Annotated in this window: 13 protein-coding genes; 6 read left to right on the forward strand and 7 right to left on the reverse strand. The window is 39.7% G+C overall.

Annotated elements, in window-relative coordinates; translation table 11 throughout:
• Positions 1-648: 648 nt before the first annotated feature.
• Both L1264_RS20010 and L1264_RS20015 read left to right on the forward strand, forming a co-directional pair.
• Positions 649-2,187 (forward strand): glutamate synthase-related protein, encoded by a 1,539-nt coding sequence (locus tag L1264_RS20010; RefSeq protein ID WP_235404476.1) that lies wholly within the window; start codon positions 649-651, stop codon positions 2,185-2,187.
• Between the two features lie 471 nt (positions 2,188-2,658).
• A complete protein-coding gene (locus tag L1264_RS20015) occupies positions 2,659-4,767 on the forward strand; it encodes a TonB-dependent siderophore receptor (protein WP_235404477.1) in 2,109 nt (702 codons plus the stop codon).
• A 58-nt stretch (positions 4,768-4,825) separates the two neighbouring features.
• On the opposite strand, the gene L1264_RS20020 is transcribed toward L1264_RS20015, so the two are convergent.
• The gene (locus L1264_RS20020) at positions 4,826-5,134 is read right to left on the reverse strand and encodes a hypothetical protein (RefSeq protein WP_054560743.1); all 309 of its coding nucleotides are present in this window, start codon (positions 5,132-5,134) and stop codon (positions 4,826-4,828) included.
• A gap of 223 nt (positions 5,135-5,357) precedes the next feature.
• Here L1264_RS20020 and L1264_RS20025 point away from each other — a divergent pair, with 223 nt between their 5' ends.
• Positions 5,358-6,035: a response regulator transcription factor gene (locus tag L1264_RS20025; protein WP_235404479.1), complete on the forward strand. Its 678-nt coding sequence runs from the start codon at positions 5,358-5,360 to the stop codon at positions 6,033-6,035.
• Positions 6,036-6,048: 13 nt separating this feature from the next.
• Here L1264_RS20025 and L1264_RS20030 read toward each other — a convergent pair whose 3' ends face one another.
• From L1264_RS20030 to L1264_RS20045, 4 genes are read right to left on the reverse strand one after another with little or no spacing between them, the layout of a single operon-like run.
• Positions 6,049-6,828 carry a CsgG/HfaB family protein gene (locus L1264_RS20030; protein WP_235404481.1) on the reverse strand — a complete coding sequence of 260 codons (780 nt, stop codon included), beginning with the start codon at positions 6,826-6,828 and terminating at the stop codon, positions 6,049-6,051.
• Positions 6,828-7,241, reverse strand: a complete 414-nt coding sequence (locus L1264_RS20035) for a curli assembly protein CsgF (protein ID WP_235404482.1) — start codon at positions 7,239-7,241, stop codon at positions 6,828-6,830. The genes L1264_RS20030 and L1264_RS20035 overlap by 1 nt, the downstream gene beginning before the upstream one ends.
• A gap of 5 nt (positions 7,242-7,246) precedes the next feature.
• The gene (locus L1264_RS20040) at positions 7,247-7,639 is read right to left on the reverse strand and encodes a CsgE family curli-type amyloid fiber assembly protein (RefSeq protein WP_199526774.1); all 393 of its coding nucleotides are present in this window, start codon (positions 7,637-7,639) and stop codon (positions 7,247-7,249) included.
• A gap of 40 nt (positions 7,640-7,679) precedes the next feature.
• Complete coding sequence (locus L1264_RS20045) at positions 7,680-9,188, reverse strand: curlin (protein ID WP_199526775.1); 1,509 nt, start codon at positions 9,186-9,188, stop codon at positions 7,680-7,682.
• A 670-nt stretch (positions 9,189-9,858) separates the two neighbouring features.
• Between L1264_RS20045 and L1264_RS20050 the strand changes: the two genes are divergently transcribed.
• A complete protein-coding gene (locus tag L1264_RS20050) occupies positions 9,859-12,363 on the forward strand; it encodes a S8 family serine peptidase (protein ID WP_199526776.1) in 2,505 nt (834 codons plus the stop codon).
• 182 nt (positions 12,364-12,545) lie between these two features.
• On the opposite strand, the gene L1264_RS20055 is transcribed toward L1264_RS20050, so the two are convergent.
• Positions 12,546-13,493, reverse strand: coding sequence for a GlxA family transcriptional regulator (locus L1264_RS20055; RefSeq protein ID WP_235404484.1), 948 nt, complete (start codon positions 13,491-13,493; stop codon positions 12,546-12,548).
• Positions 13,494-13,612: 119 nt separating this feature from the next.
• Here L1264_RS20055 and L1264_RS20060 point away from each other — a divergent pair, with 119 nt between their 5' ends.
• Complete coding sequence (locus L1264_RS20060) at positions 13,613-14,149, forward strand: cysteine hydrolase family protein (RefSeq protein ID WP_235404486.1); 537 nt, start codon at positions 13,613-13,615, stop codon at positions 14,147-14,149.
• Here the strand turns inward: L1264_RS20060 and L1264_RS20065 are convergent.
• A complete protein-coding gene (locus tag L1264_RS20065) occupies positions 14,130-15,029 on the reverse strand; it encodes a LysR family transcriptional regulator (protein WP_235404488.1) in 900 nt (299 codons plus the stop codon). The two genes, L1264_RS20060 and L1264_RS20065, sit on opposite strands and share 20 nt — an antisense overlap.
• Before the next feature lie 106 nt (positions 15,030-15,135).
• Here L1264_RS20065 and L1264_RS20070 point away from each other — a divergent pair, with 106 nt between their 5' ends.
• A complete protein-coding gene (locus L1264_RS20070; protein WP_235404490.1) occupies positions 15,136-15,969 on the forward strand; it encodes a type 1 glutamine amidotransferase domain-containing protein in 834 nt (277 codons plus the stop codon).
• Positions 15,970-16,122 lie beyond the last annotated feature (153 nt).

The raw sequence follows: 16,122 nt of genomic DNA on the forward strand, positions 1-16,122 counted from the left end.
TTATTTTTTGCTAAATCAATCGCAATAACGTTAAGATTCACCATGTATGGACTCCTTTTGTAAAAGTTTTGTCGCTTATTACGTTACCCCCCTGTGGGAGGGGAGTCCATACATCTCTGTGGTTCAATATTCTTTTGCACAAAGAGGAGAGAATGAGAAGTGAATGAGATAGACCAAAAGAGTATTTTATTTTTCCTCTAAAGCGCAGCGCCTCTTATCCTCTATGTGACTATTATTTTTAAATCCTGTTTATCTCTGTGTAGCGCGAAGCGCCTCGGTGAACTCTGTGGTTCAATTTGTTTTTGCACAGAGAGAAGAGAATGAGTAATCCACAAAACCACCAAATTTGTTTTTAATAATCCCTCTAAAGCGCAGCGCCTCTTATCCTCTATGTGAAAATTACCTCACAGCGGTTTACAAACCGATTTACCTCTTACCTTAAAATATGAAATGGCTGATATCTTGGCTGCTTGTTGCGGTTATATAGTCGGTTATCGATAGCTAAGTAAACTCCAAGGCGCTTAAAAGCTCGTTATTTAACTGAGCTGAACTACCCTTTGTAAAGCAAGTAAGCCTTAAATTAATACTTACCTCAATCGCAGTAACTTGAACATAGCAATGTAATGTAGCAACCGTGAGGGAATAATAATGAGTAAACCCATAATTGCAGCCGTTTCGCCGAAAAAAGTCACCTTAGAGCAGGGGCAAGAGTATTACTTTTGTGCCTGTGGGCGTTCTAAAAACCAGCCATTTTGTGACGGCTCACATGCCGGAACCGATTTCAAACCCAAAGCATTTACAGCAGAAGAGTCGGGCGATGCCTATTTATGCCAATGTAAGCACACCGCTAATGCGCCATTTTGTGATGGTAGTCACAAGCAATTTGATCAAAGCCAAGTTGGTCAAGAAGGGCCTGGCGTACAAATTCAAGCCTCTGATTCGCCTGTAGCTACTGCAACCAAAGAGGAGCCCACCGTTGAGCTTATTCATCAACTAGCACGTGAAGGGTTATCAAAGCTTGGTCATCATGGCCCTATGGTGTCGATGGGTGTGCCGCGATATCAATTACCTAAGTGGGATGATTTACAACTAATGGTGGCACAAATGGCAACGCAACCGTTAATGGAAGATGTAGCCGTTAATACCGAACTTGTGATTGGTCCGCGAGCGAAAAAGCCATTAAAGCTGGCTATTCCGCTTTTTGTTTCAGATATGAGTTTTGGTGCTTTATCAGAAGAAGCTAAAGTATCGTTAGCAAAAGGAGCAGAGCTTGCCGGAACGGGTATTTGCTCGGGTGAGGGCGGTATGCTTCCTGAAGAGCAGCAAGCCAATTCACGCTATTTTTATGAATTAGCAAGTGCAGGTTTTGGTTATAGCGAAGACAAATTAAAAAACGTGCAGGCCTTTCACTTTAAAGGCGGACAAGGCGCAAAAACAGGCACGGGGGGGCATTTACCCGGCAATAAGAATGTTGGCAAAATCTCTGAGGTTAGAGGGATTGAAGCGGGTACTTCGGCGATTTCACCCCCAACATTTAAAGACTTACACAGAGCGGCTGATTTCAAAAAATTTGCTGATAGAGTTCGCGAGGTAACTGGCGGTATCCCAATCGGGTTTAAATTAAGTGCTAATCATATTGAGGAAGATATTCAATTTGCGCTCGATGCGAGTGCCGATTACATCATTCTTGATGGTCGTGGTGGTGGTACTGGTGCAGCTCCTGAGATCTTTAGGGATCATATTAGTGTACCGACTATTCCTGCACTTGCCAGAGCAAGAAAGTACTTAGACGAACAAGGTGCAAGTGATGTTACGTTGATCATTACAGGTGGTTTACGTTTACCCATTGATTTTGTAAAAGCGCTCGCTCTTGGTGCTGATGGGGTGGCGATTTCAAATAGTGCAATGCAAGCAATCGGCTGTGTTGCTGCGCGTATGTGTAATACCAATAACTGCCCAGCAGGGATTGCCACACAAAAGCAAGACTTACGTCAGCGCTTAAATATTGAAAAGTCGGCAAATCAATTAAAGAACTTTTTTGAAGCCTCAACTGAGTTAATGTCGGTAATGGCTAGGGCATGTGGGCATGACTCTTTAGCTAAGTTTAATGCTAATGATCTAGCAACATGGCACAAAGATATGGCGTTGTTATCTGGCGTTAAGTACGCGGGCGTTGGCAGTGTGTAAGCTGTAACGCTTAATCGTAAAAGTTATTTCACTTTAATTTCTTCAATCACCGAGTACATATAGCGTACAGATTAATTATGGTAAACAATCTGTTGCTATGTGCCTCGGTGCATTCTTTGGTTTTTAGTGATTATTAATAAAAGTTTGTTTCTGGTTAGGTTTATCACCATGGGCTATAACTTATCTCACAAGAAAAATGTATTGCCTCCAAATTTTGAACAATCAAAGTTAACACATTCAAAGCATAGAAAAATGCGTTAGTAATTTTTCTTAAAACACCTGTTTAATCGACTTAGAGTATCTCTTCTAACCTGTAGGTTTTCTCACTAATCGTACAAAGACATTCCAGCTTTAATTAAGGTAGCACTTTGGGTTACATTTAGTTATTATAATATAAATGATAATTGTTACCATTACTTATCACCTTTAAAGACTTAACCGATTAGGCTGTATTTATACCCAAGAGATAAAATGACTATAATTAACCGATTCCACTGTTCTGTACTTTCAATTGCTATTAGCACAATTTTGACTCCAGCTGTTTATGCCAAAACAGCATCACCGAACATAGAAAAAATATCAGTTTCAGGTGTTAGGCAAGCGTTTCGTGGTGATGTTCCTATGAGTGAGCAACCACAGAGTGTTGAATTTATTTCTGCTGAAAACCTCGATGATGCGGCAGTGAACACTTTGACCGATATTTTTGACCTAACTCCAAGTATTGCTGAGCAAAATGATTTTGGTGGTTTATGGGAAAGCTTTGCAATACGCGGGTTAGTTGGCGATGAGAGTATTCCATCAGGTTTCTTAATTAACGGCTATTCATCTGGCAGAAGCTTCAGTGGTACACGTGATACAAGTAATATCGAATACGTAGAAGTGATGAAAGGACCTGGCTCTGCGCTTTATGGTCGTTCTGAGCCTGGGGGAACAATTAATATAATCACTAAAAAACCACAGTTTGCAAAGCAGGGTTATATAAAAGTAACAGCAGGGAGTTGGCAGAATTACCGAGCAGAGGCTGACTACACCAATGCTGTTTCAGACAATGTTGCTTTTAGAGTTAATGGTGCTGTTGAAGAGGGTGAAAGTTTTCGAGATCATCATGAGTCAAGCAAAACGGTCGTTACGCCTTCAATTCTATTGTTAATTTCAGATACATCAAAGTTGAATTATGAGCTTGAGTATGTAGATCAAAGTACAACCTTCGATCGTGGTATTGTCGCCATTGAGGGAAAAATAGATGCGTTACCAATTGACACTTTTTTAGGTGAACCAAGTGATAAACCTACAGAAGTTGACGCTATTTCTCATCAACTTACGTTTGAGAAGCAAATTGGACAGTGGTCTCTTTTGAATGGTTTAAGTTACAGTGACTCAAAATTTTTAAGTGAGTCGAGTGATGCCGAACTTGCTCCAAGTAGACAAATTTATTTCAAAGATGGCGAAACATTAAGTAGGCAGCATAATCAGCGCGACTTTCAAACTGAGTACCTTTCAGCGCGAATAGAACTTAGCGGTAGTGTTGAGCTTGCAGGTTTGACACACCACTTATTAATTGGAGCAGATGCCAGCAAGTTCGATTTTGATAAACTGTGGTATCGATATCGTCCAACACTTGAAGACACCCGTTACGCAATTAACATGTATAATCCAGTGTATGGAAAAGCAGCGCCTGAAGGGTCTCTTTTATTCAACAGTACTGAAGTACAACATAGTTATGGAGTGTATATTCAAGATCAACTAGACCTAACTGAGCAGTGGAAAGTGCAAGTAGGTGGTCGTTTTGATTGGTTTGATCAACAAATAGATAATCATATTAATCAGCAACAGTCTAAAAGTGATCAAAGCACATTTAGCCCGCGTGTCGGTTTAGTTTATGTCTACTCAGACAGCCTCCAATACTACACAAGTTACTCTGAAGGCTTCAGACCTAACAGCGGTTACGATAGTAAAGGAGATGCATTTGAGCCTGAAGAAACAACATCTTTCGAAGCGGGTATTAAGTTTACTACCGATAGTGTAAGTGGAAGTTTTACAGTATTTAGTGCCGAAAAGAGCAATATGCTAACTACAGACCTACAAGCTGGTGTATCTACTGCGCTAGGTGAAGTAACAAGTGATGGCATTGAGCTAGATTTACATGGCAACATTACAAGCAATGTATTATTTGATTTTGCTTATACTTACACAGACGCTAAAACAGCAAACGATACAGTCAACCCAGATTGGTGGGTAAAGCTGCCAAAAGGCAGTCCGTTACTTAATATCCCTAAACACAGTGCAAATGCTCAAATTAAGAGAGAGCTAAACGACTTAATAGATTTAGATGCAACTGTTGGGCTTGCTGTACAATATGTTGGCGAGAGGCTTGGAGAAACCATTGATCCTACCTATTACTTACCTTCTTACACTTTGGTAAATATGTTTGCAAAATACAATGTGACTAATGACTTAAGCTTGCAATTTAATGTAAATAATTTGCTGGATAAAAAATATTATTCTAATTCGTACTCTGCTATTTGGACTCAGCCAGGGGAGCCGGTAAATTACAAGTTGAGCTTAAATTATAAATTTTAACTAAACGTCAGTTATTTACAACAGAGCTTAGGCCTACGATTATTGCAGCAGTTGCTGCTTAATCGTCTGGTCCTTTTAGGGTAAATACTAAATGCCTGCGCATGTCTTTTAAAATCACGCCCTTTTTCAGCATTGCGCCACTCAGGCGCTTTTGCCACTTTAATAATTCTGGTGTGGCAGCATCAAGAGTTTGTTGATTTTCAAATTGAAAACATAAAAGCAATGAGCCTGGAAATAAGTGGTATTCCACATCGAACCAGCATTGCAACATGCCTTCAAGCTCAGCGCGGCCTTGCTCTTCAAGAGCATCGGCAACATTTAATACAAGGGCTTGTTGTTTTAATTGTACTTTAGAAAGCTTTTTCATTATTAACCCTTTGTAAGGTCATTTTTCAGAAGCTGGAAGTATACATAAGCTCACTCATTGCTAAAAGTTTTGATTTGCGACTAGTTTATTTTTCTTATTAAAACTTTTTAAAGTTAATGTAATGTTATTGAAAATCTTGTTTTCTCTCAGAGATTCTTGCTCAATTAAGAAAAATAGGTACACTATTTTTATCCCTCTTCTGGGTACTTCAAAGGATGAAGTAATGATCAGTAAATCTTTATTTGTACTTACTAAATATCACACAGATTTATACAACGATGATTTTTTGTTGTTACTTAAAGTGTTAGAGACTGTCACCCCAAAGGTTAAGGTTGATAGCCGATTACCTGCTATCGACAGTCGTGCTAATTTTGCATTATTTTTAGTTGATGCGGCTTATAGCAGTTGTTCAGAATTGTTAAACGAAGAAATTATCGATTTGGCGAAAAGTAATCATGTTGCTTTATACAATGCCATGCCGACTAAAGTACACGAACAAACAGCATTATTGGCAAATATAAAAGGCATTATTTATAAAAATGATGAGCCTGAAAATACCTTTAAAGGAGTGAGACGGATTTTGTCTGGTGAGCTTTGGTTTTGTCGAAAAACAATGTCTAAAACTTTATCAGAACTCGTTCAGCAAGTGCCCAATTTTGTAAAAACACCGCAGACCGATTTGGTAAGTTTAAATGTGTTAACTGCTCGCGAAAAGTCAGTGATCTCTTTGCTGGCAAAGGGAGCAAAAAATGAGGATATTGCAAACACCTTGAATATTAGTTGCCACACAGTTAAAACACATATCTACAGCGCATTTCGCAAAACGAAGTCACGTAATCGTATCGAATTGGCAAATTGGGCGCAGCGCTTTATGCCCGCTGCATCCATTGTAACTAGGTGAGCAAGAGTTGTTACTAAATAATCTGAGGTGACCAAAGACCCTTGTTTATTCCTTTATTTATGAGCAAAGTTAATGCTTTTTCAATAGCTTGAGAGACGCAAATATGCATAGGTTCGTTATCACTGTATCCTGCTTCAGCCTCAAGCAAGCGCTTGTAACTGATGTAGCGGAAAAAACCTGCTCGCATTTCTTTAGAGAGAACTTTCTTGCTTGTAGCCACTGACAGCAGCACTTGACCAGTTCGCACATCAACTGCACGCATGTAAATAGAAATAATATCTTCACGATAAATTTCTGATGCACCAATTCCAAAATACTCAGCGCCTAAGCCACCTGTTTTGATATTTGTGTCGTAACTGATAATACCTCCCTCTAAAATTATTTTTGCAGTTGTTAGTGGTGGTAATTCAGGTGTTAAATTTTCGTTGTCGGTCATAGCTGCGCGAATAATTTTACGTTCGGTGAGTAGATTTTGTAGTCCTTCACGTTCAACAGGAATAAACCAGTCAGTTTCATGTAACGCTTGCATAAGAATAGAGTTAGCGCCTTGAGTGACAGCCGTTGAGAAGGAGCTTACATTTTCTTGAGGTTTATACTGACCTGTTTGATCTCGAAATGAATAAACAGAAACAGGAATGGCTCCTTTTGGTTTTGGCAATGCTTTTAGTTCAGCAAAGGTGTCTGTTAGTGTTATTTCTGTAGCAATTTGTTGTGCCGGAGGCAGTGTTGCTTTGAATGTTGAACAAGCATTCAAAAATACTAAAGAGAGTAGTAATGTTAGTATGCGTATCATTATCCGAACCTCGGCACTTCAATAATTGTGATAGTGCCATCAATTAAGTTGGTGATTTGCACCGTGATAGCATCAGATGAACTGGTGATTATTTGAATCTCATAGTCACCACTAACAAAGGTAGAGTCTTGGTTAAAGATACTCTCTTCGACATCATCACCAAAAGCGATATCAGTGATTTCACGCACCATTCTGTTTAGATAAGTTCGCTCTAAAGAATCCTGAAAATTTTCTGCGTAGCTTTTCTCATCAATAGATGCTTTGTGTTTATTTTGAGCCTGAGCCTTAGATAAAAGCATGTTTGCGTTTAATGGATTGCCGCCAAACGATGGATTAATGGGCTTGTAAACTAGCTCAGTAGCGAGCATTAATGGGGAGGTTAAAAATAAGGTCGCGAAAATTATTTTTTTCATTGTTATTACCATCCACTGGGTGCTAAATCTGGAGATGTTTGTTTAAAGCGTGCACGCGCAATTGCATCCATTGCCGCAAACATTGCGCTTTCTACTCTTTCTTTTAGAGGGCCGCCTGTACGTCCCATAAAAGTGACGTAAATTAGTTCGTTATTAAGTAAAACTTCAAGTCGAGTTCCGGCGCGAGGAAGTACGGTTTCTTTAATTACAACATGATTATCAGAGCTGTTAGGTAGGTCTAGCCACAATTGCGAAAAGCCATAGTAAAACTGATGACCAAAGCGACTGATGCTACGATCAAGCACTAAACCGTCAATTTCTACTTCATTAGCATCACAGCGTTGGAATACTGAAAAAAGCAAAATAATGGTTAAAGTTAAGTAGTTGATATTTTTCATAATCGCATCTAAGGAGGGGAGGGCCCCTCCTTACACTCTATTACTGTTGAATGACAGTTGCTGAATTGAAGTCACCAATCTGAGTAACTGATATAACGTTACCACTTCCCATGATAGACCCTTCAACTAGGTTACCTTCACCTACTTGGCTGATTGAAACAGAGTTTTCGTCTCCTGAAACAATAAAAGCACCCTCACTAATACCTGCAACTAAGTTAAAGTTACCTTCTTGCGCAATATCAATACTATTACCAAGACCCTCAATCATAAGATCAATTGCGTTAAGCTCTCCATTTTGAGCTAAATCAACTTGGTTATTCGAGCTTTCCATAACAGAGCTCAAGCTAAGGGTAGCTTCGTTAGCATAGCCATTTTGTGATATAACAATTTCATTCGCATTACTAGCAATGCTGGTATTTGGATAAGATGACTCAATTATTGCGGTATTTAGATCCCCTGTTTGCACCATTTCAATGTCATTATTTGAACCATTAAAGTTAACGGCATGAGCAATATTATCGCTTCCTACTTGAAGTGATATAAATTCGTTATTATTGCCGATAACCCCAAAGTAAGTGGTATTGTTATTGCCATTTTGAACAGACAACATGTCATTTTCGTCACCAATTAACTCCGCGGTTGCTATGTTGTCATCACCATATTGAATACTATCAACTTCGTTATCATTACCTGTGAACACACCTGAATTGAATTCGTTGTTATTTCCTCTTTGCTCAACTTCAATATTGTTTTCATTGCCGTTGATTGAATCAATGCTTACTTGGTTTTCATCACCATCTTGTTCAATACTGATTTCATTTTCATCACCATAGAGTTCAGTGATACTAATTTCATTGTAAGAGCCAATTTGCTCACTGGTAAGTTCATTCATGTTGCCAGTGATGTTGTTAACAGTGAGCTGGTTCCAAAAACCGTCTTGTTCTATTTCTATGGTATTTTCATCACCATAGATGGCATATAGTTTTGCTTCATGCCAAATACCATACTGCTCAGCAGTTACTTCATTAGCACTACCTTGCATGCTGTAGTTATAAAACCAATTTCCATCGCCATCTTGTGTTACAGTAATGTCATTTTCATCACCATTTATGATATTGATTACTTCATTTGTAATACCAAAAAAACTTGCACCATTTTGAACTACTGAAAGCTGGTTGCTATCACCTATTACTTCAGTTAGAGATCCATTTTGCTCACCATCTTGCGTATAAGACTGTTGGTTGTTATCACCGTAAGTTGTTACAAGAATAAGATTCCCATTACCCGTTTGAACGGTATCGGTCTCATTGCCATCACCCGTGGTAATTATCTCAACTTGATTTGAATTACCTTGTTGTAATGTACTTGCTGCATTTCCTAAGCCTTGGATAGACGTTTGAGAAATGACGAGCAGGTTACCTTGTGCCGTAACACGCTCTACATTTGTCAACGCAGATGTTGAACTTGGTTTATCTGTATTTTGAGCATACGCAGCAGAAGATAAAGCCATTGCTATTGCGCAGGTTAAAATCGATTTAGATAGTTTCACGCTAATCTCCTTAATCAATAAAATATTTTTAGCCGCGATACACAAAGCGTTTTTACAAGGTTGCCGGCTTGTATTTTTGCTACTTAACAGGTGTGCGCGAATCCAAAATGTTTGTGCTATTTACTTGGTGGTGAAACACCAAAACTTCCGTGATTGCGTATGGCATCATTCGTATAGAAAAAAGAACCTTTGTTTGTATATCGAATACAGAGAAGCCCAAAAACGGCTGTGAAAATGGCTACTTCAAAACGTCGTTTCGCTTGTAGCGAATGAAAGAAGATTATTTCGCAACCGAGAGTATTAACTTTATGTTTACTTTACAAAGTGATAAATGGAATGTTTTTGTGATTTTTTTAATCTATTTAAGTCAATTGCTTAGGCTTACTTTTGCTTTGGACCTTTATGAAAATTGGATCTAGTACAAAAAAAGAATGAGAAAGATGGCATGAGTTTCGGCAGGTTAAAGCTAACAAAAAAGGTTGAAACTCTAGATTTAATTTCATTTTAGATCACAAAAAAGAATGAAAATTTTAAGTTCTCTTTGTTTAGGTTTGCGTATTTTTTAAACAGTCACTAAAAAGGTTTTGTTGCCACAAGATTGTGTATCGGTGTTTCAGAGAAGAAATACTCTACGCTGTGTTTTCACAGCGTCTGTTTATGGAATAGCACTATGAAAACAAAATTATCAGCTTTAACACTGGCTATTATTCCACTCCTTACGGTTGGTGCACATGCAAGCACTCAGCCTAATAAACCGACAAAAAGTGTGGATGAAAATAGTATATTGGTAGTGTTTAAAAAAGGAACGCCTGCAGCAGTTCGAGCACAAGCACGTTCTTTAGTTAAAGCAAAAATAAGAGACTTAAATTCAGATGGTATCGATGACCGTTACAAACACATTTTAGGTGGTCGGTTAGCAAACTTTAAGCTTTCAGAAGTAAACCAAAAAGTTGCATTAGAAGCCTTATCTAAGCATCCAGCAGTAGAATATGCAGAACCTGATTATCAGTTACGGGTATTAGGTATTCCTGATGACACTCGTTTTGCTGAACTTTGGGGGATGAATAACACTGGGCAAACAGGGGGAGTTGCTGATGCTGATATCGATGCAGTTGAAGCATGGGACATAACCACAGGTTCAAGTGAGATAATCGTTGGGGTTATTGATACTGGTGTAGATTATAATCATCCTGACTTACAAGCAAATATGTGGGTAAACCCTGGCGAGATAGCTGGGGATGGTATCGATAATGATGGTAATGGCTACATTGATGATGTTTATGGCATAAATGCGATTACAGGAAATGGTGATCCTATGGATGATCAGGGGCACGGATCGCATGTATCAGGTACGTTAGGTGCTTCTGGTAATAATACCCAAGGAGTTGTGGGTGTAAATCATGAAGTATCTATCGCAGGTTGTAAGTTTTTGAGCTCAGCGGGAACGGGTTCTACGTCAGATGCAATTGAGTGTGTTGACTATTTTGTAGCCCTTAAAAATGCCGGTCATAATATTAGGGTAACGAATAATAGTTGGGGAGGAGGTGGCTATAGCCAAGCCTTAGCTGATTCTATTACAGCCAGTGAAAATGCAGATATTTTATTTGTCGCAGCGGCAGGTAACGATGGCGTCGACAATGATGTAAACCCTCATTACCCATCTAGTTATGAACATGATTCAATTTTGGCAGTGGCAAATACAACACATACAGATGAAATGGCCTGGGACTCGCAGTGGGGCTTAACAAGCGTTGATATGGGAGCGCCAGGTAGTGCAATTTTATCAACAGTACCTGGGGGCGGTTATGCTTCTTATTCTGGTACTTCAATGGCTACACCACATGTTGCTGGGGCTGCAGCACTCGTGCTATCAATTAATCCTAATTTAACTGCGCTAGAATTAAAACAGTTACTAATGAGTAGCGGTGATGCTAATGCAAATTTAGCTGGGTTGACAGTTGCTGGCACCCGTTTAAATGTTCATCAGGCACTACTCGATGCAGATCCTGAGCCTAGTTTTAGATTGTCTGTTGCACCACGGAATCAAGAAATTGTAGCAGGTGAGAATGCAAGCTACGAGTTGAGTATTGGCTCCATTGCACAATGGCAAGGTGTGGTTGAATTATCGGTAGACAGCCCTATTAGCGGTGCTGTGTTATCATCAAATACAGCTCAGCCTGGCGAGTCTGTTACTTTAACCGTTCCTACAACTGAACAAACCACATGGGGAGATTACAGTGTAGCTATAAACGCTGTATCGGGTGACTTGGAGCAACAAGAAGTTGTCGGATTATATGTATTGCCGCAAGGTTTAACCGAGTTTAGCTATCAAAATGACACCCCGATGGCTATTCCTGATACTAACTCACAGGGTATTACATCTACTATTACCATTAATGATGACATCACCGTTTTTGATACAAATACCTTTGTAGATATAACACATACTTGGATTGGCGATTTAATTGTTACCTTAACATCTCCATCAGGTACGATGGTAACCTTACATAATAGGTCGGGTGGTAGTGCTGATGACATCAATGAAACTTATAATTCGGCGGCTTTCAATGGTGAAGTTGCCACAGGTGACTGGACTCTCTTTGTGTCTGATAATGCCAGCTCTGATACAGGTACTCTCAATGCTTGGTCATTAAACTTAACTGGGATTGGAGAAGTCTCTCCTCAACCGCCACAAGCTGGATTTACATTTACTGCAGATGGCTTAAATGTTCAGTTTTCAGATGCGAGTACTGATGTAAATGGTGATATTGTCAGTTGGATGTGGGACTTTGGTGATGGCGCAACAAGCTCTGATGCTAGCCCAACTTATACTTATGCAGAATCAGGAACTTACTCTGTAGCCTTAACAGTGACCGATAGTGAAGGATATACCGATACTGTAACCCAACAACTGTCAGTGAGCTCTGATGTAATTGAACTTGAATTAGTGCGCGCTAATAAAACACGCCTTGGCTACATGCGTGTGCAGCTTGGTTGGGAAGGAAGTAGTGCCGATAGCGTTAACATTTATCGTAATGGCGAGCTGATCAGTACTACAGAAAATACCGGCAAATACCTAGATTTTGAACGTAGAGCAACAGAAAGCTCGTACTCTTATCAGGTTTGTCAATCAGCAGATGTATGCTCAAATGAAGTAACTGTTACATTTGATTAGTGTCTGTTAGCGGTTGTGTTGGTGCACATAAGTATAAAACCGCGCATTTTTGCGCGGTTTTATATGTTTATAGAGCTAAGTTTATTTACCATATGTAGGTAATCGTTTGAATACATTTGAGCGCTTTTAAATCCCCTTTTAGTGTAGTCAAAATCATTAATAATTAAATAAGTTATCTTCTATCAAGCTTGGCGAAATGCATTACGCCAATCTCTAGGTGATAAGCCAAATTGCTTGCGAAAGTGATGCCTTAAAGTAACAGCAGAGCCAAAACCACATTTTTCTGACAAGTGCTCTAATGATAAATCGGTTGCTTCTAGTAATTGCTGTGCATAGTTTAAACGCTGATTCAAAAGCCATTGTCCTAGGCTTTGCCCTGTAAGAGACTGAAAATGGCGGGTGAAGGTTCGTCGGCTCATATGCATTTGTTTTGCAAGTTCATCTATTGTGTGTGTGGCACACAGATTTTTTTGTATTTGTTCAAGTAATGACGCTAAGCGCTCGTCTGTAACATTGTTTGGTACTGGTAAAGCGACGAACTGTGATTGTCCGCCTGTTCGATAGGGAGCTGTTACCATTATCCTTGCTATGGCATTGCTGTGCTTACTACCTAAGTACTGACGTACTAAGTGTAAACAGCAATCAATGGCTGCTGCGGTTCCTGCCGATGTATAAAGCTGGTTATGTTCAAGGTAAAGCACTTGATTGTTAAGCTTCACTTTAGGAAAACGTGCTTTGAAGTCATTGCTATAGGCCCAATGAGTGGTTGCTTCAATATTATCTAAAAGCCCAGTGTGCGCTAACGCATAAGCTCCTAAGCAAAGTCCTACAATAATAGCGCCACGCTGATGCGCGGTTAGCAAGCTGGTTGTTAATTCTTTAGAGGGAATTGTTTCAGGGAATGGCCAAGACGGAATAATTATAATATCTGCCTGATCAAACTTTGAAATTGAATGACGCGCTTGAATATCAAACCCCGAGCTTGAAGGCATTACAGCTTTACTTTCGCTGCACACTGCTAAGTTAAATTCTTTGATGCCTGCCGAGCGAGCAGCCTCACCAAACACCATGCATGGTACTGCAAGATGAAATGGGCTGATATTTGGAAATGCTAATACTGCAACGTTCAAGGTAAAACCTTATCAGATACTTTGGCCCAATATTATCGATAAATGGTATTTGGGTCACTGTTTGCTGCGTTAAAAATTAAGCAAACTGTGCCACAACACAACTCCAAAAGGTTCTCACAATGACAAATACAGCTTTATTGATTATCGATTTACAGAATGATTATTTTGCAGGTGGCGCATTTCCTCTATGGCAGGCTAAACAAGTAAAAGATCAGCTTGTTGAGGTAATAAAACAAGCAACAGAATGTGGCATTTTACCTATCCATATTCAACATATTGCTGAATCACAACAAGGCTTGGCTCCTTTTTTTAACCAAGATACGATAGGGGTTAATATTCATCCTGATATTTTAAAAGCAGCACCAGAAGCCCCTGTGGTTGTAAAACACTATGCAGATAGTTTTTATCAAACAAATCTCGATGATATTTTAAAGCAGCACGGTATTAAAAAACTTTTGATCGCAGGTATGATGACTCAAAATTGTGTGACTCATACGGCGATATCTGAGCAAGCAAAAGAATACGACGTGGAAGTCTTAACGGATGCGTGTACAACCGTTACTGAAATGCTTCACTTAATCGCTTTAAATGCCCTTGCCCCGCGAGTAAAGCTATTAGAGTCAAATCAAGCTTTGCTTAGTTTGCAAAGTAATTAATATTCGCAAAGGCTGAAATAACATCTTTGGCAAATGCAATGCGAGGATGCTTTAACGCGCCTTTGTTCCATACTAAGTAAATTATGTTTTCTGGGCCAACAGGGCCCAGTTGTACTAGCTCTCCAGCTTTTATCTGATCGCGGCATAGATAATCAGGCAACACAGAGTAGCCAATACCTGAGCGAATAATATTGCTAATTGCACGAATGTCAGGGCAAATAGCTATCACGTTTGAGTGGCATTTTGCGTTGAACACAGACTCAAAGTATTGCCTAATTAGAGGCAGCTCTTCATCATAAGCGACAACATTGTAGCTTGAGAGAAGGTCTGCGGTGATAGTGCTATCTTTAATTTCTCGTCCGTGAAGGCGGTTCATTACTAAAATAAGCTTTTCTCTATCAAGCACTAAGCTATCAAAAAGTGAAGGATCGGGTTCGGAGGCGGCAATAGCGATATCTGCTGCACCAGATTGCAAGGCATCAAAAATACTCACCTTATTACCAATATGCAGAACAAGGTTTACATTGCCAGATTGTAATAGGTTGCCGATTTGTGGCCCTGACACACTACTAATATATTCGGCAGGCCCTGCGATATTTACAGTGCCATATACGGCACTTGAGCGGGCGCGGATTGACATAATTTTTTGCTCTAAAATATCAATGTGACCAGACACTTGCAGTGCTAAATCGTGCGCAGCAGCGGTCGGAGTAACTCCGCGAGCTTTGCGTTCAAACAACGCTTTACCAACGACTGACTCCATGGCTTGAATATGGGCCGAAACCGAAGGTTGCGACAAACCAAGGTTAGCTGCTGCTTTTGTTATATTTTTGCAGCGATAAACTTCCACAAAGGTTTTTAGCTGTGTGAGGTAAGACATAAAATAGGCGAGCCATAAATTTTCTGATTGCTTCCCTTAATTTATCCGAATTCACACAAGCGCGCAAACAGCCTATTCTAGATGCATTCAAATAAGAGGATAAATCATGAACAAGGTTTTGCAGTGTTTAACATTCGTAGCAGCTTCGACTATGTCATTATTTGCTGTGGCAAGTGAAGGCGAGGTATTAGTCATTTTATCAAGCGAGACAACCATGGAACTTGCTGGTGGGCACAGCATTGAGACAGGTTATTACCTTAACGAGTTTGGTGTACCTGCAAAAGCTCTCGCAGATGCGGGCTATGAGCTTGTGTTAGCAACGCCAAAGGGGAATGCTCCGCAGGTTGATAAAAAATCAATCAGCGTAGATTACTTTGCTGGTGATGAGCAGAAAATGAGAGAGATCCAAAAATTTATTGCATCGTTACCCAATATTAATGATACCGCTAGTTTGAGTGAGATTTTGGCAGGCGGTTTGAGCCAATATGATGCAGTGTTTATCCCTGGTGGTCATGCTCCGTTGATTGATTTAGCAAACAACCCTGAAGTCGGTGAAATTTTGCGCTACTTTAATCAACACGGTAAACCTACAGCGGCAATTTGCCACGGCCCAATTACCTTATTATCGGCACAAACTGAGCCGAAGGCGTATTACAGTGCAATCCAAACTGGGCAGACGGCGTCAGCAAGCAATTGGATTTATGATGGCTATAAAATGACAATATTTTCTGATCCAGAAGAGCGAGTGTTTGAAAGCAGTTTAGAAGGTAAAAAGCTTAAGTTCTATCCGGCTATGGCAATGGAAAACGCTGGTGGAAATATGGCATTTGCCAGCGAGTGGCAGCCTAACGTGGTTGTTGACCGCGAACTCATTACGGGGCAAAACCCATTTTCAGATACGTTGTTAGCTGAAAAACTATTAAAAATGTTAGCAAAGTAAATTTGTTAAAGTATTACCTATCAAAAATTTAGGAGGCAAATCGATGCTAAACTTTATTTATAAAAATCAAACAGAAATTTTATTTGGTAAAGGTCAAATTAGCGAAATTTCATCACGCTTACCAACCGATGCAAAGGAGTTGTTACTCTACGG

Origin of the sequence: Pseudoalteromonas sp. APAL1 (genome assembly GCF_021532475.1) — a bacterium.
In the GTDB taxonomy this organism is placed as follows: Bacteria; Pseudomonadota; Gammaproteobacteria; order Enterobacterales; family Alteromonadaceae; genus Pseudoalteromonas; species Pseudoalteromonas lipolytica_C.

Excerpts from the sequence above, each read along its gene's own strand:
- L1264_RS20015 (WP_235404477.1), top strand. The coding sequence starts at position 2,659 with ATGACTATAATTAACCGATTCCACTGTTCTGTACTTTCAATTGCTATT.
- L1264_RS20070 (WP_235404490.1), top strand. The coding sequence starts at position 15,136 with ATGAACAAGGTTTTGCAGTGTTTAACATTCGTAGCAGCTTCGACTATG.
- L1264_RS20030 (WP_235404481.1), bottom strand. The coding sequence starts at position 6,828 with ATGATACGCATACTAACATTACTACTCTCTTTAGTATTTTTGAATGCT.
- L1264_RS20035 (WP_235404482.1), bottom strand. The coding sequence starts at position 7,241 with ATGAAAAAAATAATTTTCGCGACCTTATTTTTAACCTCCCCATTAATG.
- L1264_RS20010 (WP_235404476.1), top strand. The coding sequence starts at position 649 with ATGAGTAAACCCATAATTGCAGCCGTTTCGCCGAAAAAAGTCACCTTA.
- L1264_RS20040 (WP_199526774.1), bottom strand. The coding sequence starts at position 7,639 with ATGAAAAATATCAACTACTTAACTTTAACCATTATTTTGCTTTTTTCA.
- L1264_RS20050 (WP_199526776.1), top strand. The coding sequence starts at position 9,859 with ATGAAAACAAAATTATCAGCTTTAACACTGGCTATTATTCCACTCCTT.
- L1264_RS20020 (WP_054560743.1), bottom strand. The coding sequence starts at position 5,134 with ATGAAAAAGCTTTCTAAAGTACAATTAAAACAACAAGCCCTTGTATTA.
- L1264_RS20060 (WP_235404486.1), top strand. The coding sequence starts at position 13,613 with ATGACAAATACAGCTTTATTGATTATCGATTTACAGAATGATTATTTT.
- L1264_RS20025 (WP_235404479.1), top strand. The coding sequence starts at position 5,358 with ATGATCAGTAAATCTTTATTTGTACTTACTAAATATCACACAGATTTA.
- L1264_RS20065 (WP_235404488.1), bottom strand. The coding sequence starts at position 15,029 with ATGTCTTACCTCACACAGCTAAAAACCTTTGTGGAAGTTTATCGCTGC.